This window comes from Bacillus sp. BS3(2021) (assembly GCF_021043345.1).
Lineage (GTDB): Bacteria > Bacillota > Bacilli > Bacillales > Bacillaceae > Bacillus > Bacillus paralicheniformis.
This window is the reverse complement of record NZ_JAJNDM010000008.1, coordinates 1-26,178: the sequence shown is the minus strand read 5'-3', so window position 1 is coordinate 26,178 and position 26,178 is coordinate 1. Positions and strand designations below refer to the sequence as shown.

Sequence of the window (26,178 nt, the reverse complement as noted above, 5' to 3'; positions counted from 1 at the left end):
ATCTAAATATAACATATTTCTTGTATTTTTTTCATAAGTCAAGCAAGATTTCCATGTGCAAATCGAAATAATTACGTTTTAAAGGAAGTGAAAACATGACGCAAAACCTGATTCCTGTCACTGTTTTAAGCGGCTATCTCGGGTCCGGGAAAACGACGCTGCTGCAGCATGTCCTGCATGAAGCGCACGGCATGAAAATCGCCGTGATCGTCAATGACATGAGTGAAATCAATATCGACGGCTCCCTCGTGAAAAAAGGGGATCTTATCCGCACGGATGAAAAGCTTGTCGAAATGCAGAACGGCTGCATTTGCTGTACGCTGAGAGACGATCTGCTCATCGAAGTCCAAAAGCTGGCGGAGAACGGCGGAATCGATTATATTCTCATCGAATCTTCCGGTATCAGCGAGCCGATTCCCGTTGCCCAAACCTTTACTTACAAAGATGAGGAGCTGGATATTGATTTAAGCAAATATTGCAGGCTTGATACAATGGTCACCGTCGTCGACGGCAGCCGTTTTTTTGAGGACTTCGCTTCGGGGGAAAGTCTTTTGGAACGGAAACAGGCGGCAGATGAAACAGACAGCCGTGAAGTGGCCGATCTTTTAATTGAGCAAATCGAATTTGCCGATGTCCTCATTTTGAATAAAACTGATTTACTCAATAAAGAAGAGCAAGAAAAGCTTTTCTGGTCTCTGACAAAACTGAATCAGGACTGCAGAATCATTTCCTCGACATTCGCAAAAGTACCGATTTCGGCCATCATGAATACGAAATCGTTTGATTTTGAAAAATCGAGTCAATCAGCGGGGTGGATCAAAGAACTGAATGAAGAGCACACACCTGAAACAGAGGAATTCGGAATTTCTTCCTTCGTCTATCAAAAACAAAGGCCTTTCCATCCTGAAAGACTGAAGCGCTGGCTTGAAAACTGGCCGCCTCATATTATCAGAGCAAAAGGCTTCTTCTGGCTTGCTTCTCGAAATGACACAGCAGGCCTTCTGTCCCAGGCAGGCTCTTCTCTGATGATCCAAAGCGCAGGCCCCTGGATTGCAGCGTCTCCCGAGGAAGAACAAAAGCTCGCGTTTGAAGAGGATCCCCATTTAAAAACGGACTGGGATGAAACATACGGAGACCGGAAAACGGAAATCGTTTTTATCGGCATTGACATGAATCAGGAAGACGTGATCCGCTCCCTGGATCAGACCCTTCTTACAGATAAAGAAATGAATTCAGACTGGTCGGCCTTCCATGATTCACTGCCTGAGTATATTTAACTATCATTTCCTCTTTTCAAATCGTAATTATTACGATACAATGATACAGGACCATTAAATCGGAACCATTACAGTTTTACATTGAGAGGAGAAATACCATGAAAAAAACATTCGGATTAGCATCTGCATTCATTCTTGCTGCCGGATTAGCAGCCGGTTGTTCAAGCAACGGCACTTCCAGTGAACAAAAAGAAAATAAAGACACGCTGGATATCTATACAACCATTTATCCGCTTGAAGACTTCGCCAAAAAGGTCGGCGGAGAATATGTGAACGTCAAAAGTGTTTACCCGCCAAACGTTGAAGCGCACACTTACGAGCCAAGCTCAAAAACGATGGCGGAAATTTCCGACTCGGATGCCTTTATATACTCTGGAGTCGGTGTAGAAGGATTCGCAGACAAAGCTGTAAACACATTAAAAAACAGCAACGTCAAAATCGTCAAAGCCGGAGAGGGCATTGACCTTCTGTCACGTGAAGAAGAAGGCGAACATGATGAGCATGCACATGAAGAAGAACATGGTGATCACGATGAGCATGCTCACGAAGAAGAACATGAACACGGAGAAGCCGAAGGCCATGATCATCATCACGACCATGGAGATCATGACCCGCACGTATGGCTTGATCCTGTCCTTGCTGAAAAAATGGCCGAAAACATTAAAGACCAGCTCGTAAAATTAGATCCGGAACACGAAAAAACGTTTACGAAAAACTATGAGTCTCTAAAAAAAGATTTGGAGCAGCTTGACAAAGACTTTAAACAAACCGTTGACAAAGCTGATAAAAAAGAAATTCTCGTCTCACATGCCGCCTACGGCTACTGGGAAAAACGCTACGGCATTAAACAAATAAGCGTTCTCGGCCTTTCGCCTACTGAGGAACCTTCACAAAAGCAGCTTGAAAACATTGTTAAAACAGCGAAAGAACATAATATTAAATACGTCATTTTTGAAAGCAATGTCAGCAGCAAAATCTCCGAGATCATCAAAAAAGAAATCGGAGCCGAAAGTCTGACGATGAAAAACCTTGAATCTGTAACAAAAGAAGACATTGAAAGCGGCAAAGATTATACTACCATCATGAAAGAAAACCTGACCGTCTTGAAAAAAGCTTTATCAAACAAATAACAAAGATCAAGCGCATGAGACCTCATGCGCTTGTTTTTTTTATATGGACGAAAAAAGACCGGAAACATCCGGTCTTTTTCATTTAATCCATATTAAATCTTTTCTTGAACTGTTCGACCCTTCCGCCTCTTTCGTTGAATTTCTGTCTTCCGGTATAAAACGGATGGGTGTCTGAGCTTACCTCAACTTTTATAACGGGATACGTCTTGCCGTCTTCCCACTCGGCCGTCTCATCGGAAGTTTTAGTTGAGCGGCTTAAAAAACGGTACCCGCTGTTTACATCCTGAAAGATCACTTGATAAGTTTTCGGATGAATATTTGGTTTCATATGCCATTCCTCCTAACAAAACGTAATAATTACGTTTTATTATATACCTTTCAAATGCTTGTGTCAAAAATGAATGTTCATTTGCCATGTTTTGATCACCTTATCCATTTTAACCGCTCACAGGAAGAATAATCTAAAAAAGGCGGTAAACAATAAAAAGCAAAATGGTGTAAATGAAAGGTGGTTTTCCGGATGAATGACTTGATTTTTGCAAGAAGCCTTTTCGGAACAACGATGGGGTTCCATATTATTTTCGCCTCGCTCGGTGTCGGAATTCCTTTAATGATTTTGCTGGCCGAGCTGATCTATCAAAGAACGAAAGATCCCCACTACGCCATTATGGCCAAAAGATGGACGAAGGCACAGGCCGTGTTGCTCGGGGTCGCCATACCGACAGGAACCATTGCCGGAACGCAGCTCGCCTTGCTTTGGCCGGGATTCATGGAAGTGATCGGGAAAGTCATGTCCCTCCCATTTCAAATTGAAATCTACGCTTTTTTTATTGAGGCATTATTTATGTCCATTTATGTTTACGCAGCCGATCGGCTGACTCCCCTTATGAGAATTACAGCTGTCATTTTTATCGTTATCGGAGCAGCCGCATCAGCCATCTTAATTACAAATGTGCACGCTTTCCAGGGAACGCCTGAAGGCTTCAAAATCGTAAACGGCGAAATTACAGATGTTCAGCCGTGGACGGCGTTCTTCAACAAAAGCTTTGTGGCTACAGCAGGACACGTTGTCGTCTCCGCTTTTATGACGGGCGCGTTTATTATTGCGACGATAGCCGCCTACAAAATGCTCCGAAACCGCGGTGATGAAAAAGTCTACGCCCTTCATAGAAAAGCGCTGCTGCTCGGGCTGATTGTCGGAGGAGCGTTTTCTCTGGTCACGGCTCTGAGCGGACACGAATCCGCACAGCTTCTTCACCGCTACCAGCCTGAAAAACTGGCGGGCGCAGAAGGGCTTTTTGAAACTCAGTCCCACGCTCCACTTGCGATCGGCGGATTTACTGATGAAAAGACGCAATCGGTCAAATGGGCGATTGAGATTCCTTGGGCTTTAAGCTTTTTGGCCGACAACCGCTTTGACACCGTTGTAAAAGGACTGAATGACTTTCCAAGGGATGAGTGGCCTCCTCTGTTCATTCATACTTTGTTCAACGGCATGGTTTTTATCGGCAGCCTTTTGATTGTTTATGCCGCTGTCGGTTTTATTTGGAGAAAAGTCATGAAAAAAGACCGCTTTCCCCGCTGGATGCTGGCCGTGTTTATAACCGGCGGCCCGCTCGCTTTGCTTGCAATCGAATTGGGCTGGGTGTTCGCTTGCACCGGAAGGCAGCCTTGGGTTATTTACCATATGCAGAAAACGTCCGAAGTAGTGACATCCTCCGGCTCGATCGGCATATTGTTTCTTTTGTTCTTTATCGTCTACATCATTTTAGGAGCAGCGGTGGTGTTCGTATTGCAATATTACTTTAAACGCCACCCTGTCGAAGAAGATTTAAAAAGCAGCTGAATGCACAAAAAAACAGAAGGGAAGTCATATGATGCAACTGGATGGAACAACAGATGCCCTGCTGGCTATTTCGATCGTCTGGGGATTTATATTTATCTACGCTGTGATGGCGTCAATGGATTTTGGAGCGGGATTTTGGTCGATGATCTATATGAACAAAAAACAGCTGAAAGCAACCAATATTGCAAACCGCTACCTTTCCCCGACCTGGGAAGTGACCAATGTTTTCATCGTCGGAATCGTCGTGGCCCTTTTCAGCTTTTTCCCGGGCGGCACTTTTGTGCTGGGAACGGTGCTTTTGCTTCCTGGCAGCATTATTTTATTGCTTTTGGCGATTCGAAGCGGATTTTTGGTCTTTTCGCACGCTGCAAAAGATTATGAAAGGGCGTTGACTTACGTTTCAGGGATCAGCGGCTTTATCATTCCGGCTGTTTTAATCCTTGTCTTGCCCGTGACACACGGCAACTTCGTATATCAGGTAGACGGAAACCACCAATTGGATTTTATTAATTTGTTTTTAAGCCCTCATGCCTATTCTTTTATGGGCTTTGCCATTTTCAGCACGCTGTTTCTGTCTTCATTGCTGCTGGCTGATTTTTCAAATGTAGCCGGAGAAAAAGACGCGTATCAGGTCTACCGCCGAAACGCTTTAATCACCGGCCCGCTCGCTTTGCTTATGTCATTCAGCATCATGATGACCATGAGGACGGAAGCCCGCTGGCTTTATACAAAAATGATGGACGGGCTTCCGTGGCTGATTTTATCGTTTTTGCTGTTTCTCGTCGCATTTGCGGCTTTGTTTCTACCAAACAGACATAACAGCGACCGGCAGGGAAAGCCTCGCCTCGCCGTCATCGCCATTACGTTGCAGTATTTTACGGCGAGCTATGTGTACGGGAGAGCGCACCTTCCTTACATGGTCTATCCTGATGTCACGATTCAATCAGGCTTCACCGCGCCGGAGACATTCAGGGCGCTGTTCATCTCCTATATCGTCGGTTTTATTATTTTATTCCCCGGCTTTTATTATTTCTGGAAATTGTTCATGAAGGACAAGAGGTACATCAAACAGCATGAATAAGGTTAAGCTAAATGTGTACAACTTTTAAAGGGGGCCAAAATGATATGGAACAAAAAATACTGTGTGAAGTCAGCAACTGCACCTATTGGGGCCAGGGAAACAAGTGTACAGCCGACGCCATTTATGTCGTCAGCCATGCTGAAGGTGAAAAAGCTTCTAATAGCAAAGAAACGGATTGTAAAACATTTAAACCTGAACATCATTAAAGCGGATGAATGAAGGAGGGACAGTCATGAATAAAGAGTCGCTGCTACAGGCTTTTTATCAGGAAATCCACGGGGCGGACGAAACCGCATTTCAAAAAGCCGCCTGCTCCTTCATGAACTTATGGGATTATGAATACGGATGTCTGGACGGGCTGCCGGATCAAGCGGACCGGCTGATCGGACAGATCGTACACGAAGATTTGCTTTTGGGCGATTAAAGGAAAGGGCTGTCATAAAGGCAGCTCTTTTCATATTTTTAAAAAAACCGGCTTGAAAGCCGGTCCAAACGAGAAGGGAATAATGTACAGCTTTACTATACATGAGAGGCCGTCCATTTAACAAAGCTTGAAAATCTGGAAATCAGCGTTTATAACAGCCTTTACTGTTTGAAAACATCTATTTTAGATGAATTCTTTCTTAAAACATGAGTATCCACTTCAAAGCCCATTCCCGGTTGGCTTGGAACCTGAATATAACCGCCTTCGATGCGGATTTCCGGTTTTACGATATCCTCTTCCCAATACCTTGAGGATGAAGAAAGATCCCCGGGAATCAAAAACTGCGGAAGAGAACTCAGCGCAAGATTGTGTGCTCTTGAAATACCGGTTTCAAACATGCCGCCGCACCAGACAGGCATTTGATGTTCTTTGCAGATGTCATGGATTTTCAGAGCTTCTGTCAAACCGCCGACTCGGGACGGCTTAATATTGATAATTTTGCAGCTGCCGAGCTCGATTGCCTTTCGCGCATCATCAGCAGAACGGATGCTTTCGTCAAGACAAATTGATGTTTTGATATGTTTTTGCAGATGGCGGTGGTCTACGATATCATCATCCGCCAAAGGCTGTTCGATCATCATTAATTTAAATGCGTCAAGCTCTTTAATCCGGCTGATGTCTTTTAATTCATAAGAAGAGTTGGCATCCGCCATCAGCGGCACCTTCGGAAAATGCCGGCGTATTTCCTTTAAAAGCTCTATATCCTGCCCCGGCTGAATTTTGATTTTTATTCTTTGATAACCTTCTTTTACATATTGTTCAATTTCCTCAAGCATATCATCCAATGGAGCAAGACCGACGACGACCCCGGCAGGAACTTCTGTTTTTACTCCGCCCAGCGCCTCTCTTAAAGAGATCCCTTTTTTCCTGGCGTAAATGTCCCAAAAGGCGGCTTCAAGGCCGGCCTTTGCCATTCTGTTGCCTTTGAATCCGCGAAGCGTCTCGGGCACTTCTGAAGGGTGTGTGAATGATTCGCGCAGCACAGCCGGAATCAAAAAATCTTTTAGCATGTGGTAACATGTCTCCGTTGTTTCTTCTGTGTACCACGGAGATGAAAAAGCGGATACTTCCCCCCAGCCTGTCACCCCTTCCCGGTCAGCAGCTTCTATGATGATAAACTTGCGATCCTGAAAGGTTTCCAAGCTTGATTTAAAAGGCTTTTTCAGCCGCATGCTGAGATGGTACAATGTCAGCTGTTTGATTTGAATCATGGCGCTCTCCTTCTACAATTGATGTCTCATCAGTTTATTCGAAGCATTTCTCGGCAGCTTGCCGACAAAATGAAAGGCTTTAGGCACTTTATAGGAAGCAAGCCGTTCTTTGCAAAAGTCGCTCAGCTCCTCTTCATCAACAGGGCTGGCGGCGACAAGATAGGCGTGGGGAACCTTTCCCCAAGTTTTGTCATCGACCCCTTTTACCCCCGCTTCCGCAACTTTGGGGTGTGACAGAAGAACGGCCTCGACTTCAGCCGGATAGATGTTTTCTCCCCCTGATATGATTAAGTCTGAACGCCTGTCCAGCACGTATAAAAATCCGTCAACGTCAAGATACCCGATATCACCGGTTTTAAACCAGCCATCATTGAATGAGGCTTTGTCTGCCGCCTCATTTTTTAAGTAGCCCTTCATAACGGTCGGCCCTTTTACGGTTATTTCTCCATGTTCTCCGGGTTGGCATTCCGTGCCGTTCTTTTCGATTTTAATGCTTGATGCAAACAGCGGCTTGCCGGCTGAACCGAGCTTTTCAATCGAGTATTCTGGGGCGAGGGTGGCAATCTGTGAGCACGTTTCAGTCATTCCGTATGACTGTACGACAGGCAGCCTCTTTCTTTTGCATTCCTCAAGGAGAGAAAGCGGAGCAGGCCCTCCGCCCAGTAACAGGCACCTTAATGATTCGGGGCAGCTGTCGACTTTTGCCGCAAGCCTTGACAGCATCGTCTGAACGACCGATGCAATCGTTACTTGATTGTCTTTGATCGAACGGAGAACTTCTTCCGCGTCAAACCTTTGATGTAAAACAACTGTCATTCCGTAAATGACCGATTTAAAAAGAGCCGATAAGCCGCTGATGTGGAAAAGCGGCAAGGCGATCAGCCAGCGATCGTGTTCTTGGAGCCCCAAATTCAAAGCGGATGAAACCGCGCTGAAATAATGGTTGGCAAATGTCTGCATAACCCCTTTCGGCCGTCCTGTCGTTCCGGACGTATACATAATTGTGGCTGCATCGTCCAAATGAATGCTCTCGATTTCCGTAACCGGAGGGCCGGCGGCGTTTTGAACGTCTTCAATGTCAACAGCGCGGGCCGGCTTGCCCTCTCTATGCTCTTCCAGGAAAGGCTGTTCTGTAAGCAATAGCTTTGCTTCCGAGTGTTCAATTTGATATGTTCGTTCGGCCATTGACAGCTTCGTATTCAGCAAAACGATGCGAACTCCGAGAATAAAACAGGCATGGACGGCGATAACCATCTCCAGCCGGTTGGTGAGAAGTACAGCCGCTGTATCCCCTTTCCTCAGACCAAAGCTCTTCAGCTGCCCGGCCGTTTTTTTTGCTTCATGAAACAATTGATTAAAAGTCAGCTTGTGATCCCCCTGAATCACAGCCATCCTGTCAGGAGTCAGCTCTGCTCGCTGTTTAAGCCAATTCGGATGGTCCATCAGCATATCATCATCTCCAAAAAATATCTTGAATGATAAAAGAAACAGCTCAGTCGCACTAAGCTGTTTCTCTCTTCCGTCTTTTAAGGAAAACGCGGGAACTGTCCGAAATCTGGACGGCGTTTTTCTTTAAACGCATCGCGGCCTTCTTTCGCTTCATCTGTTGTGTAATAAAGCAGTGTCGCATCTCCGGCAAACTGCTGGATGCCGGCAAGCCCGTCCGTGTCGGCATTAAAGGCCGCTTTAAGAAATCTGAGTGCTGTCGGGCTTTTCTCAAGCATTTCTTCACACCATTGAATCGTTTCTTCTTCAAGCTTTTCAAGCGGTACAACCGTATTGACAAGGCCCATTTCCTTAGCTTCCTGAGCGTTGTATTGACGGCACAGATACCAGATTTCACGCGCTTTTTTATGACCGACGATACGCGCCAGATAGCCTGATCCGTAGCCTGCATCAAAGCTGCCGACTTTCGGCCCTGTTTGTCCGAAAATTGCGTTGTCTGCAGCAATCGTCAAATCGCATACGATGTGGAGCACATGGCCGCCGCCGATCGCATAGCCTGACACCATCGCAACAACAGGCTTCGGAATGACGCGGATCAGCCGCTGAAGATCAAGAACGTTCAGACGTGGAATCTCGTCTTCACCAACATAGCCGCCGTGTCCTCTTACCTTCTGGTCTCCTCCTGAACAAAACGCTTTATCGCCGGCCCCTGCAAGGATAATGACACCGATATTGGCATCATCCCGTGCATATGCAAACGCATCGATCAGTTCCGAAACCGTTTTTGGACGAAATGCGTTATGTACCTCAGGGCGATTGATCGTGATTTTGGCGATGCCGTTATATGTTTCATATAATACATCTTCGTATTGACGTTCGCTTTTCCATTCTACAGTCATAGATGTGTACCTCCTATTTTAAAATAAATTCACTTACTATTTTACCAAAAAAATCGGGCTCTTCCACATGAACCGCATGACCGGTATGTTCAACAATCTCGAGGCGGGCGGTTGGAATTCGCTTTGCCATGCTTTCATTGATCGCGATAAATTTCCGATCCAGGCTCCCCGCAATGAGAAGCACCGGATCATCGATTCCGCTCAATCTGTTCCACCAGGACGGCTGTGATCCGGTTCCCATTCCGATTAAGCTGCCTCGAAGCCCGACCGGATTGTTGTTCAGACGTTCTTCACGCACTTTTTTTCTTTTCGAAGGGTCCATTGACAGCTGGGATGCAAACAGCGGAATGCCTTCCCAATAATCTACGAAAGACTCGATTCCTTCTTCAAGTATCCGTCTGCTGAGCCGGCTGTCCTGCTCCCTGCGCATTTTTCTTTCTTCCGGCGAATCAAGCCCCGGAGAACTGCTTTCCAGCACAAGACCGGACACACGCTCCGGATGAATCATCGCCACTGATAAGGCAAGCCGGCCGCCCATTGAATAACCGATGAGGTAAGCCTGTTTCACATTTAACTGATCAAAAATCTCGATCAGATCGGCTGCCTGCTTCTCTGTTGTGTAGCGGCTGCTGTCTGCCGGCGAGTCTGTTCCGCCGTGTCCGAGCAGGTTCAGCTTGATCAGACGCAGCCCCTGAAAATAGCCGTCTATCCCGTCCCATGTTGCCGCACTTCCTGTAAAGCCATGCAAAAACACCGCCGTTTTTTCCGCAGACAGGCCATTGTCTTCTATTTTATAGGAAACGCCGTCTTTCAGTGTTAATTTCAAAACGGCCACTCTTTTCTTATTTCATACATTGCGGAATCAAGCATTCGGCGATGCTGCTCTACACGATCATCGCGCTTCGTTTTCACCTCAATGATATCCAAGCCGCGGCGGTTGACGGAGGACAAATACGCATCGGCAAAATGAGCGGATGACTCAGGGCATACATAGCGTCCCCCATACAGCTTGGCGGCATGCTCGAATTCGAGCCCCGTCGGCGTTCCGAACAAGAGCTCGAAGTACCTTTCTTCAGCAGATTGGGGAAGAAATGAGAAAATGCCGCCACCGTCATTGTTGACGAGAACGACAGTCAGCGGAATGTCGAGCGTTTTGCTGACAAGAAGGCCGTTTAAATCGTGATAAAAAGACAGATCGCCGATGACAAGAGTTACCGGTTCTTTCGTTGCGGCATATATGCCCAGCGCAGTCGAGACAACGCCGTCAATCCCGTTTGCCCCTCTATTGGCGAAAATCCGGAATGATCGCTCCTGATTTTCAAAAAATGTATCCGCATCGCGGATCGGCATGCTGTTTCCGACAAACAGGGAACTGTTTTCCGGAATCAAATGCTGCAGGTTCCGGTAGATATTTCCTTCAAAGGTAAGATCCTCAGCTTCAAGATTTCTTAAAAGAGCTCGGAAGCGGCTGTTGGCAAACCGCCATTTCTCCAGCCAGCTGCCTGATCTTTTTTCTGAATGGACAGCGGAAGCCACAGCAGCCGCGACCTCTTCTTCCGCGCAATGCAGCATATGTGCACTGAGCTGAGTCGGATCGCGCCACCCTCCATCTGGGTCAACAACGATTTGCCTGATGCTCGGATTTTGCTTTAGCAGCTGAAAAAGCGGCTTTGAAACCGGCATCGCGCCGAAGCGGATGACTAGCTCAGGCATGAGCTCCCGTTTCAGCTGTTCTTCTTTCAATAATGAATCGTATCCATCGATGATGGTTTCTTTTGAATGGCTGCCGTTTCTCAAGTTTGAAAGCGGGTCAGCCAAAATCGGATATCCCGCTGCCTGAGAGAGAGATACAATATGTGCTTTGGCGTTATCATCTTGCAGCTCTCCGCAGACGATCATGCCTTTTTCCGTCTCTTTGATCAGAGCGCTCAGCGCTTCAAGCTGATGCCGGTCAGCACGAAAGCGGCCGCTTTCAACCGCCACATGACTGCCGTTTCTCAACCTTTGAAACGGTTCATCCTCAAGGTTCGGCATGAGCGGCTCTCTCAGCGGAAAGTTGATATGCACGGGTCCGCGCGGCGCTTTTTTGGCTTCTCCGGCTGCGCGTGCTGCCAAAGAACGGATGTACGCCAGCATTTCGGGATGACTGTCAGGCAAAGCCGAGTCTGTGAAAAACTTAACAAAGTTTCCGAATAAGAATTGCTGATCAATCGCCTGAGGTGCTCCTACTTCTCTCAGTTCATGCGGCCGATCAGCCGTTAAGATGATAAGCGGTATTCTTGAATAATGAGCTTCGATCACAGCCGGGTAGAAATTCGCCGCAGCTGTTCCGGATGTACAGATCAATGCGACAGGCTTCCGCATAGCTTTTGCCATGCCCATTGCAAAAAACGCAGCGGATCTTTCATCCACATGAATATGAACATTGATGTCCGGATGACTCGCGGCCAAAATCGCAAGGGGCGTCGATCTTGATCCCGGGCAGATGACCGCTTCTGTCACGCCTGCAAGAGAAAGCTCATCAATAAAATTCCCTATATATTTTGTAATTGGATTTTCAGTCAACGGATATCGCCTCCAAGTGCAGACAGCATCGGCTTCATCTTAATTTGCGTTTCTTCGTATTCCATATGAGGATCGGAATCAGCCACAACCCCGCAGCCGGCAAAAATTCTGGCCTCTTTTGAATCGATAAGTCCTGACCTGATCGCCACCGCAAATTCCCCATTGCCGGACATGTCGATCCAGCCCGCCGGTGCCGCATACCAGCCCCTTGACATCGGCTCCAACACTCTGATGACCTCAATCGCTTTTTGCTGAGGCGCTCCTCCAAGTGCAGGAGTTGGATGAAGCTTCTCGATTAAATCAAAAAGCGAGGACTCCGCATTCATTTTGCCGACAATCGGCGTATACAAATGCTGCACATTTTTTGTTTTGTACAGTCCCGGCTTGGCCGGCTTTTTGATATTGCTGCAATTTGACAATAGCGCCTGATGAATCATATTGACGACAATGTCGTGTTCGATAAGGTTTTTTTCATCGTTTAACAGCTCAAGACCGAGCATCCGGTCCTCCTGCTCACTTTCGCCTCTCTTGATTGAACCGGCAAGGCAGGTCGACAGCACGTTGTCTCCGTCTTTTTTGACCAGTCGTTCAGGTGACGCGCCGACAAAACTTTTGCCGTTTTCTTCAATAGCGAATATATAGCTCGTTTTTTGTTCAGACATCAGATTGAATAATACTCTGTGAAGTTCGACAGGCTGGTCGAACGTTAAAAGGATCTCTCTGGCGAGCACAACTTTATCGTACTTCCCGTTTTTAATGTCGTCAGTCGCCCGCCGGACCGCTTCAAGCCATTCAGGAACATCAAGCTCCTCCTTGGCGGTAAATCGCGCATGACCGTTTTCGGGATAACGGGAAGCGTCCGCCTTGATCAGCTGTGAAGCAGCGCCCTTTATTTCTTCAAGTACTTTGCGCACATCCTCTTCAGGAGCCTTCCATCTATTGACCGTAATGAACGTTTCCTCTCCGTCCTGTGTCAGCATAGCGGTAGGAATAAAAAAAGCGCCTTCCTGGTAGCCGTTCCAATGCTGCTTGCGATCTTCCAGCGGATCAAATGAAAAACCGCCAAACAGCAATGGCCCCACCGCTGCCTGACTCGTGCATTGATCTTCGTGGAAGTGAAAGGTTTTCTCTTTTAAGCGCTCCCATTTTTCATGTACAGCCTGATAACGTCCGGCATCCTTCAGGTCTGTGGAAACCGAAATTTCCTTTCCCAATCCGACAAGCGTCAGTCCGCCGTCGGGATCAGACCAGAAGAACCGTTTCCCGGCAAATTGTTCTTCCCCATTTATGAAAAAGGAAAGAGCATCTATGCTCTCAATTTTTCTGGAATAACTTATTAAAACAGCATGGTTGACTTTTTTGACGATGTTTAATGCTTCAGGCGCTTCCCTTAGGAAAGTGCGCTGCACTGTTGTCACCATGATACATTCCTCCAAAATCCGTAAAATGCTTTTATAACCATACACCTGTGAACGGTATGTGTCAACAAAACGACACTTTATTAACAACCGCCCTTACCTATTATAAACGTAATCGGCCGATTGAAAAAGACAAGGTCATTTAATATTTTCGAAATGCGTGACGGCCGCTTTTTTTCTAACAATATCACCCATTATATTGACACCTTTTTTAACTTTTTCTAAACTTAGTATGGACGTGTACGTATTAAAACTAAAGGAGTCATACTATATGCAGCATCAATCACTTTCAGGGAGTGTTTCTGAAATAAAGCCGGAAAAATGGCGCGTATGGTGGATGTTAACAAGACCCCATACACTGACAGCAGCCTTTGTCCCTGTAACGCTCGGGACCGTAATGTCCCTTGAATCGGGAAAAATTGATATCTGGCTGTTTTTAGCTATGCTGGCCGCATCAATATTAATTCAAATCGGAACGAACTTATTCAATGAGTATTTTGATTTTGTACGAGGACTTGATAATGAAAACTCGGTCGGCATCGGCGGTGCTATCGTCCGCTATGGAATGAAGCCAAAGACGGTATTATACCTGGCATACGGACTGTTTGGAGCAGCCGTTTTACTCGGCCTGTACATCTGCGCTTCTTCAAGCTGGTGGCTTGCGTTGATCGGATTGGTATGCATGGCCGTCGGCTATCTTTATACGGGCGGACCGTTTCCAATCTCCTATACGCCGTTCGGTGAAATTATGTCGGGCGTTTTTATGGGAATGGTCATCATTCTGATTTCATATTATATTCAGACTGGCGGGCTGACTTGGAACGTCTTTCTGATCTCCCTTCCGATTACGATTTTAGTCGGAGGCATCAATCTTTCCAATAATATCCGCGATATGGTCGGAGATAAAGAAAACGGAAGGAAGACGCTGCCGATTTTGGCTGGAAGAAAAAATGCCGTACAGATTTTGAGCTGGGTTTTTGCTGTTTCCTATATATTGATCGGTATATACATCGGCTTTGAGATCGTTTCTCTATGGAGCTGTATTGTTCTATTAAGCCTGCCGAAACCGATTAAAGCCATCCAGGAGTTCAAGGAAAAAGAAAAACCGGCGGATCTGATGGTCGCCATGAAATCAACGGCGCAGACGAACACCTTTTTCGGCCTTTTGCTCGCCATTGCCCTGCTCATTCAGTATATTTTTTAAAAAAGGAGCCTTTATGGCTCTTTTTTTTGCTTTTATTTACAAGAAAGTTCTGTTTGAATTCGTTCATACTAAAAACGCGAGCACTTTAAAGAAACGAGGCGATGCATGTGCTAACAAAAGAACAGTTGACAAAACTCGAAAATGAACTGAAAGCCGGGAAAGAACAGATCGTCAGCCGCTTTAAAGAAAACGGACATTTTGGCATCGATGTGACGCATCCGTTCAACTCGACGGGCGATCTTTCGGCTTATGACAACCATCCAGGAGATGAAGGTACAGAACTGTACGAACGCGAAAAAGATCTTGCTCTTTTTGAACATGAAAGAGAGCATTTGCACGATATCGAACATGCTCTGGCTTTGATCGAAAAAGGAACATACGGCCGCTGTGAGGTATGCGGAAAGGATATCCCGTATGAAAGGCTGTCCGTACTGCCAACCGCAACGACATGCAGCGAACATTCGTCAACCGTCTCCGTTTCAAAAGACCGTCCGATTGAAGAAGAAGTGCTGAACCCCCCGTTCGGACATTTTGAAAAAGACGAAGACGACGAAAACGTCGCATACGATTCAGAAGACGCTTACCAGGACGTCGAACGCTACGGCAATTCTGAAACACCTCAGGATCTGGCCGTTCCGCCGCTTTCATACAGCCAGATGTACATGGAATATGAAGAGCCGCTCGGATATGTCGAAGATTACGAAAACTATGCCGCAACAGACATTACCGGAAAAGAAGTAACCGTCTACCCGACGAAAGAACACGAAAAATATGAAGACCTTCTTGATGAAGAAGGCATCATGACCTCTTTCGGTGATCTCCCGGCTTATGAAAAGGATCCTTATACTGAAGAAGACTAAGCCCCGCGGGTCAGGGGCTTAGCGTTTTTAAATTCAGCGGTGATACGGCTCAATTTCCCAAATGTCTTCCGCATACTCCCTGATCGTGCGGTCACTTGAAAAATATCCGGCATGCGCGATGTTTGTGACGGCTTTTTCGGCCCAAAGACGCTTATTCAAGTAGTCTTTTTGAATCCGTTCCTGTGCTTCAATATAAGAAGCAAAATCTTTTAAAACAAAGTATTCATCATTATAAGCGATCAGCGAGTCATAAATCGGCTCAAATTCGCCGGCTTCCCCTTCGAAAAAACCATTGATCAGCTGATCGGCCGTCTGTCTGATCCTTGCATCATGCTGATAGTATTCCCTTGACAGATAGCCGCCTTTTTCAGTGTAGTTCAGCACTTCATCCGCCTTTAAACCGAACGTGTAAATACACTCGTGCCCCACCCTCTCAAGCATTTCAATATTGGCGCCGTCATGCGTGCCGATCGTCAAAGCCCCATTGATCATGAACTTCATGTTTCCTGTACCGGAGGCTTCTTTGCTTGCCGCAGATATTTGCTCGCTGACATCTGACGCCGGAAAGATACGCTCGGCGGTTGATACCCGGTAATTTTCCAGAAAGATGACATTGATCGATTGTCTGACATCCGGATCATGATTGATTTTATCTGCGACTGAATGGATCAGTTTAATGACCTTTTTGGCATAATGATAAGTCGGCGATGCTTTTGCCCCGAAAATAAATGTTTGCGGATAAATGGCAAAGCCTTTGTCTTCCTTCAGCCTGTTGTACAAGTACATGATATGGAGCACATTTAAAAGCTGGCGCTTATAAGCGTGGAGACGCTTGACTTGAACATCGAAGATGCTGTCAGGATTAATGGCGAATCCGATGCTGCCTTTCATCATGTCTGCTAAAAGCTGCTTTCGTTCCCTTTTGATGCGCTGAAATGCTTCAAGAAACGCGGAATCGTGCACAAACGGACGAAGATCCAAGAGGCTTTCCGGTTCTTTCAGCCACCTGTCTCCTATCGCTTCAGTTATCAGGTTCGCCAGCGGCGGATTTGCCTTTAACAGCCACCTTCTATGTGAGATGCCATTCGTTTTATTATTGAATTTAAAAGGGAATACAGAATAAAAGTCGTTCATTTCCCGCTCTTTTAATATGGTTGAATGAATGTTGGCTACGCCGTTAACACTGTAGCTTCCTACGATCGCCAGATGGGCCATTTTCACTTCGCCGTGGGCGATGACGGCTAGCTTTTCGATCCTTCCCCATTCACCCGGGTATTTTTCCCACAGCCAGCCGCAAAACCGCTCATTGATCTCCTCAATGATCATAAAAATTCTCGGCAGAAGCGGTTGAATTAAATCGATCCTCCATTTTTCTAGCGCTTCGGCAAGCGTCGTATGATTCGTATATGAAATCGTATGTACGGTAACATGCCACGCTTCATCCCACGTCATTTTTTCTTCATCAAGCAAAATTCTCATCAATTCCGGCACAGCCAGAGCGGGGTGGGTGTCATTGATATGGATCGCAACTTTTTGATGAAAATCATGGAGTGACGGGTGATTTTTCTTATAGCATTTCACAATGCTTTGCAGGCTTGCCGATACTAAAAAATATTGCTGTTTCAAACGGAGAATCTTGCCTTCGTCATGCGTGTCATCCGGATACAGGCATTCAGATACAGCTTCTGTCTCGCGCTTATACTTCAAAATATTCGGTTCATGATGGAGCGAGCAAGGCTCCGCATTCCACAGCCGGAGGGTATTGACCGTCTCGGTCTCATAGCCGATGATCGGAATGTCGTAAGGCACGGCTGTCATCACTTCCGCTTCTTCCTGCCAAAAGCGGAGGCGCCCTCCTTCCTGCGCCATCTTGACCCGCCCGCCGAAACGAACACAAACAGCCTGATCGGCGTTGCGGATTTCCCAGACGTACCCATGTTTGAGCCATTGTTCAGGCAGTTCGACTTGATGACCGTCAACGATTTTTTGTTCGAAAAAGCCATGCTTGTAGCGAATCCCCATCCCATGCCCGGGAAGGTCGAGCGAAGCCAGTGAATCCAAAAAGCACGCCGCGAGCCTGCCCAATCCGCCATTGCCAAGGCCTGCATCCATTTCGGCCTCTTCGATGTCTTCAAGACAAATGCCAAGCTCGGAAAGACCTTCTTGGACAACTTCACGGACGCCGAGGTTGAGCAGGTTTTGGCCGAGCAGTCTGCCCAGAAGAAATTCAATCGATAAATAATAGGTCTGTTTATTTTGGTTGGAGCGGCTCCTTTCATTGGTCCTGATCCAGTTTGCGCTGATATGTTCCCTGACCATGATGCCGAGCGTCTGATACTGGTCAAGCGTAGAAGAGTCCCGAAAGCTTTTTCCGCACAACCGTTCAAGACGCTTCAAAAAGCATTGTTTAAAGCTTTCTTTACACGAGAACATGGCGCTTCCCCCTTTATCTCCCGGCTGTATAACTGCTGATACTGACGGGCTGACAAAGCCCAGCTGACATCATGTGTCATGGCTTTTTGAACGATACTGCCCCATTCTTCTTTCCGGTGATATATAGACAGTGCTCTTTTAATCGTATACTTCATATCATGGGCGTTAAAATGGGCGAACGTAAAACCGTTGCCTTCACCGTTTGTTTCCTGGTAAGCGGTCACTGTATCGTGAAGCCCGCCTGTTTCCCTGACAACCGGAACCGCTCCGTATCTAAGGGCAATCAGCTGCCCAAGACCGCACGGCTCGAATTTTGAAGGCATCAGGAAAAGATCGCTGCCGGCATAAATCTTGCGGCTGAGCGGTTCATGAAAACCGATATACGCCTTGCACCGCTCCGGAAAAGCCTGCTCCATATAGCGAAAATAATTTTCATATTCCGCTTCTCCGGTTCCTAAAACGAGCAGCTGCATGTCTTCTTCTTGAAACAGTTCGTGCAATACCCGCTTGATCAAATCGATGCCTTTTTGCTTCGTCAGCCTTGTCACCGTGCTGATGAGCGGAATGTCTTCATTCACCGGCAGACCGAATGTCTTCTGGATCACAGCTTTATTTTTCCGTTTTCCGTCACGGTTGACGGCATCGTAATGATAATCGATGTGAGGATCATTTAAAGGGTCGTACAGTTCATCATCAATCCCGTTTAAAATGCCGGTCAGCACATCCTTCTTGTCTGCCAGCACCCCTTCAAGCCGCTCGCCGTAGTATGGAGTCAAAATTTCATTGCTGTACGTCGGACTGACCGTTGTCACCTGATCAGCGGCAATAATGCCGCCTTTCATATAATTGATGTGTCCATAAAACTCGAGCTTTTCCGTTGTGAAGTGGGAAATGTCAAGGCCGAGCAAGTCATGGACCGCTTCCTTCGGAAAAATCCCCTGAAATTGAAGGTTATGAATGGTGAATACGCTTTTCATGCGCTGATAGAACGGTTTTTTTTGATATTCCTCTTTTAATAAATAATTGATCATCCCTGCGTGCCAATCATGGGTATGGATGACATCAGCATCAAAATTCAGCGCGTATAATGCTTCCAAAACGGCCCGCGAGAAAAAAGCAAACCGTTCTCCATCATCATAATGGCCGTAGAGGGAATCCCGGTTAAAATAATACTCATGATCTAGAAAATAATAAGAAATTCCGTCATGTTCAAGGTGTTCAATGCCGCAAAACTGCCTGCGCCACCCGACGCGAACTTCGCATTCAGCCGTTTTAACCATCCTTCTTCTGAAATCTTCCGCAATCAAGCTGTATTTCGGCATCATGACAGCCGTTTCTATTCCTAAAAGGGCGAGTTCTTTCGGGAGCGCACCGGCGACATCGGCGAGCCCGCCTGATTTAACAAACGGCACACATTCAGAGACAGCGAATAAGACTTTCAAGAGTTCATCAGCGCTCCTTGTACGGCTCCTTTTTTTATGATGAAAGGGAGGCTCATAGTGCCGGACATTTCGATATGATGGCCGACTTTGACATCCTTGTCGCAGATGACGTGCTCCAGTCGGCAGTTTTCTCCAATCCTTGTTTTTTGCATAATCACGCTGTTTTTAATGGTCGTTCCTTTTCCTACGTGAACTCCTCTGAACAAGACCGAATTTTCAACCTCGCCTTCGATGACGCAGCCGTTAGCGATAATCGATTGCTTTACCCTGCTGTTTTTAGCGTATTTTACTGGAGGATCGTTTTTTATTTTTGTGTAGACAGGCTGGCTCATATGAAAGACTTGCTCCCGAAACACAGGCTGGATGAGGTTCAAACTATGAAAAAGGTAGCTTTCAGGAGAGTCGATCACGGCGGTATACCCCGAATGCTCATAGCTGTTGACGGATAGCGAACCACGCTCTTTCCGGCAGACTTCCTCAAAAGATTGCGCTCCTCCGGCGCAATGCCCTTCAACCATCTCCCTCAACAGACTTTTTTTCGTGACATACAAACCTAAAGGTTTTCCTTCTTGACAAACTTCAGTCAGATCACACCCAGATTCAAGGTGCTGGTTGAGCACTTCTTGAAAAGGAATGTGACAGACCGTATAGCTGTTTGCCACAGCAGCATATGGCTGAGTACTTCTTTGAAAATAATCGAGATGCTCGGCAAATTGCCGAAACGAACCAAGCCCGACATGCTCATCATGGGGAATCGAAGACGGAAGAAAGAAAAGACCGTCCCTTTTCCTGTTTAAATCCCACTCTTTTCCCGATCCTAAATGATCCATCAAGGAACGGTACGGAGACTTGGAAAATACAGCGACACTCCGAATGCCTGCATGAACCATGCCTGACAACGCAAAATCGATCAGCCGGTACCTTCCTGCAAACGGAACGGCTCCGATCGAACGTCCGGCCGTTAAATCCTGAAGAGAGTGCTGGTTGACAGCTGCATCAATAATCCCCAGCATTTGTTTATTCATTGGCACCATCCGCCTCTCCGTGTTGTTTAAACAACCTTATGTTTTTTGACATATTCCTCTGTGATCAGCAGGATTTCGCCATCTTCCGCCTTCGCGTGAAATCCGTCCGGAATTCGTATTCCTGCCGATACAATAGCATTTTCGATCTCAACATGCTCTCCAATTGAAACGTCATGCATCACGACTGAACGTTTGATCGCGGAATGTCTGCCGATTGCAACGCGCTGAAAGATAACCGAACGGGTGACAGCCCCATATACGGCGCACCCTTCGCTAATGAGCGATTCTTTGATGTCCGCCTGCTCGGCAACAAACTGCGGCGGTAGGTTCGGAGCGACGGAATAAATCCGCCAGTTCCGTTCGAACAGGTCAAGTGGAGGATGATCTCCAAGCAGATCCATATTAGCTTCCCATAAACTTCTGACCGTACCGACATCCTTCCAGTATCCTTTAAACGGATAAGCGTTCAGCTGCTTCTTTTCCTCGAGAAGAGCCGGTATGATATCTTTACCGAAATCGTGGCTTGAGCCGGATTTTTTTTCATCGCGTTCAAGCGCCTCTTCAAGCACGCTCCATTTGAAAACGTAGACACCCATCGATGCCAAGTTGCTCTTCGGGTACTTCGGCTTTTCCTCGAAGCTTGTAATCTCCATCTTGTCATTCGTATGAAGAATACCGAAACGGCCGGCTTCTGCCCAGCTCACTTCGATGACGGCAATGGTGGCGTCAGCCTGTTTCTCCACGTGGTATTCGAGCATTTTTCCGTAATCCATTTTGTAGATATGATCTCCTGATAGGATGAGTACATGTTCAGGCTGAAGCTCTTTTAAAAAATGGCGGTTTTCATAAATCGCGCTTGCCGTTCCTTTGTACCACTTCACTTCTGACGCTTCTGCATAAGGGGATAAAATGGAGACCCCGCCGTCATTGCGGTCAAGATCCCATGGCTCGCCGATGCCGATATATGAGTTTAATAAAAGCGGTTGGTATTGAGTCAGCACACCGACATGATGAATTCCCGAGTTGGCGCAGTTGCTGAGGGCAAAATCGATGATTCTGTACTTGCCGCCAAATGGAACGGCCGGTTTTGCGAGGTTTTTCGTTAAGGCATTCAGCCTGCTTCCCTTGCCGCCAGCCAAAAGCATAGCCACACATTGTTCTTTCATCCCTTTTTCGCTCCTCTCTTTTTGACTGCTCTGAAAACCGCAGCTCCCAGCGGAGGGACTGTCATGCTGATGCTGTATGGTTTGCCGTGCAGAACGCCTGCTTTTGCTTGAAGGCGTTTCGGGTTGATTTGGTGTGAACCTCCGTATTTTACATCATCGCTGTTAAGCACTTCGATATATTCGGTTTGAAAAGGGACGCCGACCTGATATTCGTGATAAACGGAAGGCGTAAAATTGCAGACGATAATCAACGCTTCACCGGGCTGTTTTCCATAGCGGATAAACGATACAATCGACTGTTCCGCATTGTTGACGTCAATCCACTCGAATCCTTGCTGCCGATGATCATTTTCATACAGAATACGGCTTTTTTTGTAGAGGTGAAGAGCCTCCTTTGTAAACATCCGGGCCTTGCAGTGCATGTCAAAATCGTCCAAGAACCAATCGAGCTCTTCTTCGTCTTTCCATTCATCAAATTGAGCAAACTCACCGCCCATAAAGAGAAGTTTTTTTCCCGGGTGCAGCGTAAAATAACTGATCAGCAGGCGGTACTGGGCGAATTTCTGCCAGTAATCGCCGGGCATCTTATGAAGCAGAGACTTTTTGCCGTATACCACTTCATCATGGGAGAACGGCAGGATGTAATTTTCTGAGTAGGCATACATTAAGGAGAATGAAACAAGATGATGCAGGTGTTTTCTTTGTTCTGGGGAAGCTTCCATATAGGTTAATACATCGTTCATCCAACCCATATTCCACTTATAATTAAACCCGAGACCGCCTGCATAGGTCGGATGCGTCACAAGCGGCCAGTCTGTGGAGTCCTCAGCAATCATTAAAAAGTGGGGATCTTTTGCAAAAACCTGTTCATTTAAAGTTTGAATAAATTCGACGGCAAAGCCGTTCGCTTCAGGCTGAGGACGGTTTGGCCAATACAGGAGGTTTGCAACTGCATCGACTCGAAATCCATCTATATGATACATCTCGATCCAATACAACGCATTCGAGATTAAAAAACTGCGAACTTCTCGTTTTCCGAGGTCAAAATTGGCGGTCCCCCATTCCCAATTTTCCCTGTCATGCTCATGTGAATATTCATACAGCGGCATACCGTCAAACAAATACAAGCCGTGGTCATCTTTGCAGAAATGGCCGGGAACCCAATCCATAATGACGCCGATTTCATGCTGATGGCACTGGTCGATAAAATACATCAAGTCATGCGGTTCGCCATATCTGCTCGTCGGACTGTAGTACCCCGTTGTCTGATAGCCCCATGAACGGTCAAACGGGTGCTCTGTCAACGGCATCAGCTCGATATGTGTGAATCCGTGTTCTTTAACGTAAGGAATGACTGTTTCGCTCAGTTCCCGGTATGTGAAAAAACGCCCATCCGCTTTCTTTTTCCACGAACCGACATGAAGCTCGTAGATGGAAATCGGTTTTTCATATACGTTTTTTTGTTTCTTTTTCTTTTGCCACTTTCGATCGCCCCATGGGTATCCGGCCAATTGATAAGTGATCGATGCCGTTTTCGGCCTGACTTCAGAAAAAAAAGCATAGGGATCGGCCTTCAATTTTGTTTCATTTGCGGCTGTGATCATTTCATATTTATACAGCTCCCCTTCTCCGATGCCGGGGATAAACAGTTCCCATATGCCTTCCTGATGACGCTTCTCCATTTGATGCCGGGCACCGGACCAGCCGTTAAACGTTCCGGCGATTCGAACTTCCTTCGCATGAGGGGCCCAAACACAGAAGCGAAAACCTTGGCGGCCGTCCTGTTCCATTTGATGAGCGCCGAAAAATCTGTAGCATTCATAAAGCCGACCGTCATGAAAGAGATGCGCTTTAATATCCGAGGCACTCACACCAGCCATTGATTTCATCCTTTCTGCCACTATATTTAAAGATTACTCTTTTATTCGCATAATATGGCTTGATCCCTTTCATGAAAGCGCTTCTTTTTATTGACAAAGTTCAACAATATCCTTTTTGAACATTGACTGAAGTCTTACAGGCATAAAAAAACTCCGCATCATAATGATGCAGAGTTTAACATGATGACCCGTACGGGATTCGAACCCGTGTTACCGCCGTGAAAGGGCGGTGTCTTAACCACTTGACCAACGGGCCTTATTAAAAAAATGGCGGAGAAGGAGGGATTTGAACCCTCGCGCCGCTTACGCGACCTACACCCTTAGCAGGGGCGCCTCTTCAGCCACTTGAGTACTTCTCCATGGCTCCGCAGGCAGGATTCGAACCTGCGACCGATCGGTTAACAGCCGATAGCTCTACCACTGAGCTACTGCGGAATATCATGGTGGGCCTGAATGGACTCGAACCATCGACCTCACGCTTATCAGGCGTGCGCTCTAACCAGCTGAGCTACAGGCCCATGATATGCAAATGGAGCGGGTGATGGGAATCGAACCCACGACATCAGCTTGGAAGGCTGAGGTTTTACCACTAAACTACACCCGCATTTCGCATGGGGCGGTTGATGGGAATCGAACCCACGAATGCCAGAGCCACAATCTGGTGCGTTAACCACTTCGCCACAACCGCCGCAATATATAAAATTGTAAAATGGTGGCTCGGGACGGAATCGAACCGCCGACACACGGATTTTCAGTCCGTTGCTCTACCAACTGAGCTACCGAGCCTTTATTAAATGGCGGTCCGGACGGGACTCGAACCCGCGACCTCCTGCGTGACAGGCAGGCATTCTAACCAACTGAACTACCGGACCATTTTGGCAATGAATTTAAATTTGGTTGCGGGGGCAGGATTTGAACCTGCGACCTTCGGGTTATGAGCCCGACGAGCTACCGAACTGCTCCACCCCGCGATGATCAAAACAATAATAGATATATGGCGGAGGAAGAGGGATTCGAACCCCCGCGGGCTTTGACACCCCTGTCGGTTTTCAAGACCGATCCCTTCAGCCAGACTTGGGTATTCCTCCGTAACAATGGTGGACCTTGTAGGACTCGAACCTACGACCGGACGGTTATGAGCCGTCTGCTCTAACCAACTGAGCTAAAGGTCCTTTAATAGCGGCGGAGGGAATCGAACCCCCGACCTCACGGGTATGAACCGTACGCTCTAGCCAGCTGAGCTACACCGCCATGGTGAATATTAAAGATAACAAAGTGGAGCCTAGCGGGATCGAACCGCTGACCTCCTGCGTGCAAAGCAGGCGCTCTCCCAGCTGAGCTAAGGCCCCAAAGAATGGTCGGGAAGACAGGATTCGAACCTGCGACCCCATGGTCCCAAACCATGTGCTCTACCAAGCTGAGCTACTTCCCGTTACACATAATGGCGCGCCCGAGAGGAGTCGAACCCCTAACCTTTTGATCCGTAGTCAAACGCTCTATCCAATTGAGCTACGGGCGCATAGATGATCAAGCGGAAGACGGGATTCGAACCCGCGACCCCCACCTTGGCAAGGTGGTGTTCTACCACTGAACTACTTCCGCAAAATAGATTGGCAATGCGGATGAAGGGACTTGAACCCCCACGTCTTTAAAAGACACTAGAGCCTGATTCTAGCGCGTCTGCCAATTCCGCCACATCCGCATGAAAATGGTGAGCCATGAAGGACTCGAACCTTCGACCCTCTGATTAAAAGTCAGATGCTCTACCAACTGAGCTAATGGCTCCAATACTGCAATGAAAACTGAAGACTTTTTCGAAAGCTATCTGTCTTTTTTCAGCAACTTTTATATTGTATCATAAAATCGTGGTGCCGGCAAGAGGACTTGAACCCCCAACCTACTGATTACGATTCAGTTGCTCTACCAATTGAGCTACACCGGCCCATTCCAAAATGAATGGTGGAGGATGACGGGATCGAACCGCCGACCCTCTGCTTGTAAGGCAGATGCTCTCCCAGCTGAGCTAATCCTCCTCGTCAGTTGTTGGAGTAACTCTCGATCTGACAAGGACTATTATATACGGGAATACACCCATTTGTAAAGGCTATATTAAAAAAATTTTATTTTCAGTTTGTTCTATCATAACAAGACGAATGTGCACACATCGTTCCGCTTAATCCGTATATTGCATCAAAAGCTTCAGAGCAACATTTATCCCTATGTACTGCTTATAATAGGTTCTTCAGACGCTCCGTGAATTCCTGTCTTTTCCCCATAGCAAATTTGTATTCGAATTGATTTTTTCAAAACATTTTTAAGTCCTTTTCGAGCGATAAGCAATGTATTTGGCTTCTCGACTCTCTCTATCCCAACTCTTAATACCAAGCGGCGTGTTTTGAAAATGAGTGTTGTACGGCTCAAAATATATGCCTTCATTTGTCAATTTTAAAACTGTTCAATACCTCAAAATCCCTTTTCCGGAACATCCATCTTTTGCTCCTCTATTTGCATGAGTTTCACTGCCTTACATCACTGATCTTATACATGCCGATGTGTTGATTGACTCCATATTTCCCTATGGAATTCGCACTGAACCGCCAGATCGCGAGCCTGAAGAGGCGAAAGCAAGCCTATTGTTTCGCAGTTTCGCGGATCACTGAAGGGTTAAAAGCGCTATATCCATGATTGAACGTCAACAAAAAAGACCAGCTGATATCAGCTGGTCTTTTTAAGTGCTTGGCGGCGTCCTACTCTCACAGGGGGAATCCCCCAACTACCATCGGCGCTGAAGAGCTTAACTTCCGTGTTCGG

The 26,178-nt window shown here is 46.8% G+C and carries 20 protein-coding genes, 20 tRNA genes and 1 rRNA gene; 8 read left to right on the top strand and 33 right to left on the bottom strand.

From position 1 onward, the window contains the following. Window positions 1-95 precede the first annotated feature (95 nt). Together LQ247_RS17055 and LQ247_RS17050 are read left to right on the top strand one after the other, a co-directional pair. Entirely contained in the window at window positions 96-1,277 is a 1,182-nt protein-coding gene (locus LQ247_RS17055) for a GTP-binding protein (protein ID WP_231006332.1), read from the top strand. A 98-nt stretch (window positions 1,278-1,375) separates the two neighbouring features. Then, window positions 1,376-2,407, top strand: a complete 1,032-nt coding sequence (locus LQ247_RS17050) for a metal ABC transporter solute-binding protein, Zn/Mn family (protein WP_231006330.1) — start codon at window positions 1,376-1,378, stop codon at window positions 2,405-2,407. 82 nt (window positions 2,408-2,489) lie between these two features. On the opposite strand, the gene LQ247_RS17045 is transcribed toward LQ247_RS17050, so the two are convergent. Next, window positions 2,490-2,735 (bottom strand): type B 50S ribosomal protein L31, encoded by a 246-nt coding sequence (locus LQ247_RS17045; RefSeq protein ID WP_003184624.1) that lies wholly within the window; start codon window positions 2,733-2,735, stop codon window positions 2,490-2,492. A 192-nt stretch (window positions 2,736-2,927) separates the two neighbouring features. Here LQ247_RS17045 and LQ247_RS17040 point away from each other — a divergent pair, with 192 nt between their 5' ends. The 4 genes from LQ247_RS17040 to LQ247_RS17025 are packed head-to-tail and all read left to right on the top strand — an operon-like array spanning window position 2,928 to window position 5,758. After that, the gene (locus LQ247_RS17040) at window positions 2,928-4,253 is read left to right on the top strand and encodes a cytochrome ubiquinol oxidase subunit I (RefSeq protein WP_023855818.1); all 1,326 of its coding nucleotides are present in this window, start codon (window positions 2,928-2,930) and stop codon (window positions 4,251-4,253) included. Between the two features lie 37 nt (window positions 4,254-4,290). Further along, entirely contained in the window at window positions 4,291-5,334 is a 1,044-nt protein-coding gene (locus tag LQ247_RS17035; RefSeq protein ID WP_025810962.1) for a cytochrome d ubiquinol oxidase subunit II, read from the top strand. Window positions 5,335-5,378: 44 nt separating this feature from the next. After that, entirely contained in the window at window positions 5,379-5,540 is a 162-nt protein-coding gene (locus tag LQ247_RS17030; protein WP_075212789.1) for a DUF1540 domain-containing protein, read from the top strand. Window positions 5,541-5,566: 26 nt separating this feature from the next. After that, window positions 5,567-5,758: a hypothetical protein gene (locus tag LQ247_RS17025; protein ID WP_020452690.1), complete on the top strand. Its 192-nt coding sequence runs from the start codon at window positions 5,567-5,569 to the stop codon at window positions 5,756-5,758. Window positions 5,759-5,919: 161 nt separating this feature from the next. Here LQ247_RS17025 and menC read toward each other — a convergent pair whose 3' ends face one another. The 6 genes from menC to LQ247_RS16995 all read right to left on the bottom strand — a co-directional run bounded on the left by menC (window position 5,920) and on the right by LQ247_RS16995 (window position 13,360). Further along, the gene (gene menC / locus LQ247_RS17020; protein WP_101561209.1) at window positions 5,920-7,029 is read right to left on the bottom strand and encodes an o-succinylbenzoate synthase; all 1,110 of its coding nucleotides are present in this window, start codon (window positions 7,027-7,029) and stop codon (window positions 5,920-5,922) included. 12 nt (window positions 7,030-7,041) lie between these two features. Further along, window positions 7,042-8,478 (bottom strand): o-succinylbenzoate--CoA ligase, encoded by a 1,437-nt coding sequence (locus tag LQ247_RS17015; RefSeq protein ID WP_025810961.1) that lies wholly within the window; start codon window positions 8,476-8,478, stop codon window positions 7,042-7,044. Window positions 8,479-8,555: 77 nt separating this feature from the next. Beyond that, on the bottom strand, window positions 8,556-9,374 hold the full coding sequence (gene menB / locus LQ247_RS17010) for a 1,4-dihydroxy-2-naphthoyl-CoA synthase (protein ID WP_020452693.1): 819 nt from the start codon (window positions 9,372-9,374) through the stop codon (window positions 8,556-8,558). A 13-nt stretch (window positions 9,375-9,387) separates the two neighbouring features. Further along, window positions 9,388-10,209 (bottom strand): 2-succinyl-6-hydroxy-2,4-cyclohexadiene-1-carboxylate synthase, encoded by an 822-nt coding sequence (menH, locus tag LQ247_RS17005; protein WP_025810960.1) that lies wholly within the window; start codon window positions 10,207-10,209, stop codon window positions 9,388-9,390. Beyond that, window positions 10,197-11,939 (bottom strand): 2-succinyl-5-enolpyruvyl-6-hydroxy-3-cyclohexene-1-carboxylic-acid synthase, encoded by a 1,743-nt coding sequence (gene menD, locus LQ247_RS17000; RefSeq protein ID WP_205802148.1) that lies wholly within the window; start codon window positions 11,937-11,939, stop codon window positions 10,197-10,199. The genes menH and menD overlap by 13 nt, the downstream gene beginning before the upstream one ends. After that, a complete protein-coding gene (locus LQ247_RS16995) occupies window positions 11,936-13,360 on the bottom strand; it encodes an isochorismate synthase (protein WP_023855811.1) in 1,425 nt (474 codons plus the stop codon). Before LQ247_RS16995 ends, menD begins: the two co-directional genes overlap by 4 nt. A 268-nt stretch (window positions 13,361-13,628) precedes the next feature. Here LQ247_RS16995 and LQ247_RS16990 point away from each other — a divergent pair, with 268 nt between their 5' ends. Together LQ247_RS16990 and LQ247_RS16985 are read left to right on the top strand one after the other, a co-directional pair. Further along, a complete protein-coding gene (locus tag LQ247_RS16990) occupies window positions 13,629-14,561 on the top strand; it encodes a 1,4-dihydroxy-2-naphthoate polyprenyltransferase (RefSeq protein ID WP_020452697.1) in 933 nt (310 codons plus the stop codon). A gap of 107 nt (window positions 14,562-14,668) precedes the next feature. Then, window positions 14,669-15,421 carry a TraR/DksA C4-type zinc finger protein gene (locus LQ247_RS16985; protein WP_023855810.1) on the top strand — a complete coding sequence of 251 codons (753 nt, stop codon included), beginning with the start codon at window positions 14,669-14,671 and terminating at the stop codon, window positions 15,419-15,421. Between the two features lie 33 nt (window positions 15,422-15,454). Here LQ247_RS16985 and LQ247_RS16980 read toward each other — a convergent pair whose 3' ends face one another. The 26 genes from LQ247_RS16980 to rrf form a co-directional block, all read right to left on the bottom strand. Beyond that, complete coding sequence (locus tag LQ247_RS16980) at window positions 15,455-17,854, bottom strand: glycogen/starch/alpha-glucan phosphorylase (RefSeq protein WP_095290776.1); 2,400 nt, start codon at window positions 17,852-17,854, stop codon at window positions 15,455-15,457. Continuing rightward, complete coding sequence (glgA, locus tag LQ247_RS16975; protein WP_051967034.1) at window positions 17,815-19,296, bottom strand: glycogen synthase GlgA; 1,482 nt, start codon at window positions 19,294-19,296, stop codon at window positions 17,815-17,817. Before glgA ends, LQ247_RS16980 begins: the two co-directional genes overlap by 40 nt. After that, on the bottom strand, window positions 19,293-20,321 hold the full coding sequence (locus LQ247_RS16970; RefSeq protein WP_023855807.1) for a sugar phosphate nucleotidyltransferase: 1,029 nt from the start codon (window positions 20,319-20,321) through the stop codon (window positions 19,293-19,295). Before LQ247_RS16970 ends, glgA begins: the two co-directional genes overlap by 4 nt. A gap of 26 nt (window positions 20,322-20,347) precedes the next feature. Further along, window positions 20,348-21,487, bottom strand: a complete 1,140-nt coding sequence (locus tag LQ247_RS16965) for a glucose-1-phosphate adenylyltransferase (RefSeq protein WP_023855806.1) — start codon at window positions 21,485-21,487, stop codon at window positions 20,348-20,350. After that, entirely contained in the window at window positions 21,484-23,367 is a 1,884-nt protein-coding gene (gene glgB, locus LQ247_RS16960) for a 1,4-alpha-glucan branching enzyme (protein ID WP_231006328.1), read from the bottom strand. The genes LQ247_RS16965 and glgB overlap by 4 nt, the downstream gene beginning before the upstream one ends. A 184-nt stretch (window positions 23,368-23,551) precedes the next feature. Beyond that, window positions 23,552-23,623, bottom strand: a tRNA-Glu gene (locus tag LQ247_RS16955). 12 nt (window positions 23,624-23,635) lie between these two features. Further along, window positions 23,636-23,726: transfer RNA gene (locus LQ247_RS16950), tRNA-Ser, on the bottom strand. A 1-nt stretch (window position 23,727) separates the two neighbouring features. After that, a tRNA-Asn gene (locus LQ247_RS16945) sits at window positions 23,728-23,802 on the bottom strand. Between the two features lie 6 nt (window positions 23,803-23,808). Then, window positions 23,809-23,885 (bottom strand) — tRNA-Ile (locus LQ247_RS16940). 12 nt (window positions 23,886-23,897) lie between these two features. Then, window positions 23,898-23,971, bottom strand: a tRNA-Gly gene (locus LQ247_RS16935). 8 nt (window positions 23,972-23,979) lie between these two features. Next, window positions 23,980-24,055: transfer RNA gene (locus LQ247_RS16930), tRNA-His, on the bottom strand. Between the two features lie 22 nt (window positions 24,056-24,077). Next, window positions 24,078-24,153 (bottom strand) — tRNA-Phe (locus LQ247_RS16925). Window positions 24,154-24,162: 9 nt separating this feature from the next. Then, a tRNA-Asp gene (locus tag LQ247_RS16920) sits at window positions 24,163-24,239 on the bottom strand. 22 nt (window positions 24,240-24,261) lie between these two features. Continuing rightward, window positions 24,262-24,338: transfer RNA gene (locus tag LQ247_RS16915), tRNA-Met, on the bottom strand. A 24-nt stretch (window positions 24,339-24,362) separates the two neighbouring features. Next, window positions 24,363-24,455: transfer RNA gene (locus LQ247_RS16910), tRNA-Ser, on the bottom strand. Between the two features lie 7 nt (window positions 24,456-24,462). Continuing rightward, window positions 24,463-24,539, bottom strand: a tRNA-Ile gene (locus tag LQ247_RS16905). Between the two features lie 5 nt (window positions 24,540-24,544). Next, window positions 24,545-24,618, bottom strand: a tRNA-Met gene (locus LQ247_RS16900). Window positions 24,619-24,643: 25 nt separating this feature from the next. After that, window positions 24,644-24,716: transfer RNA gene (locus tag LQ247_RS16895), tRNA-Ala, on the bottom strand. Window positions 24,717-24,722: 6 nt separating this feature from the next. After that, window positions 24,723-24,799: transfer RNA gene (locus LQ247_RS16890), tRNA-Pro, on the bottom strand. 10 nt (window positions 24,800-24,809) lie between these two features. Then, window positions 24,810-24,886 (bottom strand) — tRNA-Arg (locus tag LQ247_RS16885). An 11-nt stretch (window positions 24,887-24,897) separates the two neighbouring features. Beyond that, window positions 24,898-24,969, bottom strand: a tRNA-Gly gene (locus LQ247_RS16880). A gap of 15 nt (window positions 24,970-24,984) precedes the next feature. Further along, window positions 24,985-25,069, bottom strand: a tRNA-Leu gene (locus LQ247_RS16875). A 7-nt stretch (window positions 25,070-25,076) separates the two neighbouring features. Then, window positions 25,077-25,152: transfer RNA gene (locus LQ247_RS16870), tRNA-Lys, on the bottom strand. An 81-nt stretch (window positions 25,153-25,233) separates the two neighbouring features. Beyond that, window positions 25,234-25,309: transfer RNA gene (locus tag LQ247_RS16865), tRNA-Thr, on the bottom strand. A gap of 15 nt (window positions 25,310-25,324) precedes the next feature. Next, a tRNA-Val gene (locus tag LQ247_RS16860) sits at window positions 25,325-25,400 on the bottom strand. Between the two features lie 701 nt (window positions 25,401-26,101). Beyond that, a 5S ribosomal RNA gene (rrf, locus tag LQ247_RS22360) occupies window positions 26,102-26,178 on the bottom strand; the annotation flags it as partial.

What these genes read in the sequence shown, in the direction of transcription:
- LQ247_RS17055 (WP_231006332.1), top strand. Translation starts at nt 96, where the DNA reads ATGACGCAAAACCTGATTCCTGTCACTGTTTTAAGCGGCTATCTCGGG.
- LQ247_RS17050 (WP_231006330.1), top strand. Translation starts at nt 1,376, where the DNA reads ATGAAAAAAACATTCGGATTAGCATCTGCATTCATTCTTGCTGCCGGA.
- LQ247_RS17045 (WP_003184624.1), bottom strand. Translation starts at nt 2,735, where the DNA reads ATGAAACCAAATATTCATCCGAAAACTTATCAAGTGATCTTTCAGGAT.
- LQ247_RS17040 (WP_023855818.1), top strand. Translation starts at nt 2,928, where the DNA reads ATGAATGACTTGATTTTTGCAAGAAGCCTTTTCGGAACAACGATGGGG.
- LQ247_RS17030 (WP_075212789.1), top strand. Translation starts at nt 5,379, where the DNA reads ATGGAACAAAAAATACTGTGTGAAGTCAGCAACTGCACCTATTGGGGC.
- LQ247_RS17025 (WP_020452690.1), top strand. Translation starts at nt 5,567, where the DNA reads ATGAATAAAGAGTCGCTGCTACAGGCTTTTTATCAGGAAATCCACGGG.
- menC (WP_101561209.1), bottom strand. Translation starts at nt 7,029, where the DNA reads ATGATTCAAATCAAACAGCTGACATTGTACCATCTCAGCATGCGGCTG.
- LQ247_RS17015 (WP_025810961.1), bottom strand. Translation starts at nt 8,478, where the DNA reads ATGCTGATGGACCATCCGAATTGGCTTAAACAGCGAGCAGAGCTGACT.
- menB (WP_020452693.1), bottom strand. Translation starts at nt 9,374, where the DNA reads ATGACTGTAGAATGGAAAAGCGAACGTCAATACGAAGATGTATTATAT.
- LQ247_RS16995 (WP_023855811.1), bottom strand. Translation starts at nt 13,360, where the DNA reads ATGGTGACAACAGTGCAGCGCACTTTCCTAAGGGAAGCGCCTGAAGCA.
- LQ247_RS16990 (WP_020452697.1), top strand. Translation starts at nt 13,629, where the DNA reads ATGCAGCATCAATCACTTTCAGGGAGTGTTTCTGAAATAAAGCCGGAA.
- LQ247_RS16980 (WP_095290776.1), bottom strand. Translation starts at nt 17,854, where the DNA reads ATGTTCTCGTGTAAAGAAAGCTTTAAACAATGCTTTTTGAAGCGTCTT.
- LQ247_RS16970 (WP_023855807.1), bottom strand. Translation starts at nt 20,321, where the DNA reads ATGAATAAACAAATGCTGGGGATTATTGATGCAGCTGTCAACCAGCAC.
- LQ247_RS16965 (WP_023855806.1), bottom strand. Translation starts at nt 21,487, where the DNA reads ATGAAAGAACAATGTGTGGCTATGCTTTTGGCTGGCGGCAAGGGAAGC.
- glgB (WP_231006328.1), bottom strand. Translation starts at nt 23,367, where the DNA reads ATGGCTGGTGTGAGTGCCTCGGATATTAAAGCGCATCTCTTTCATGAC.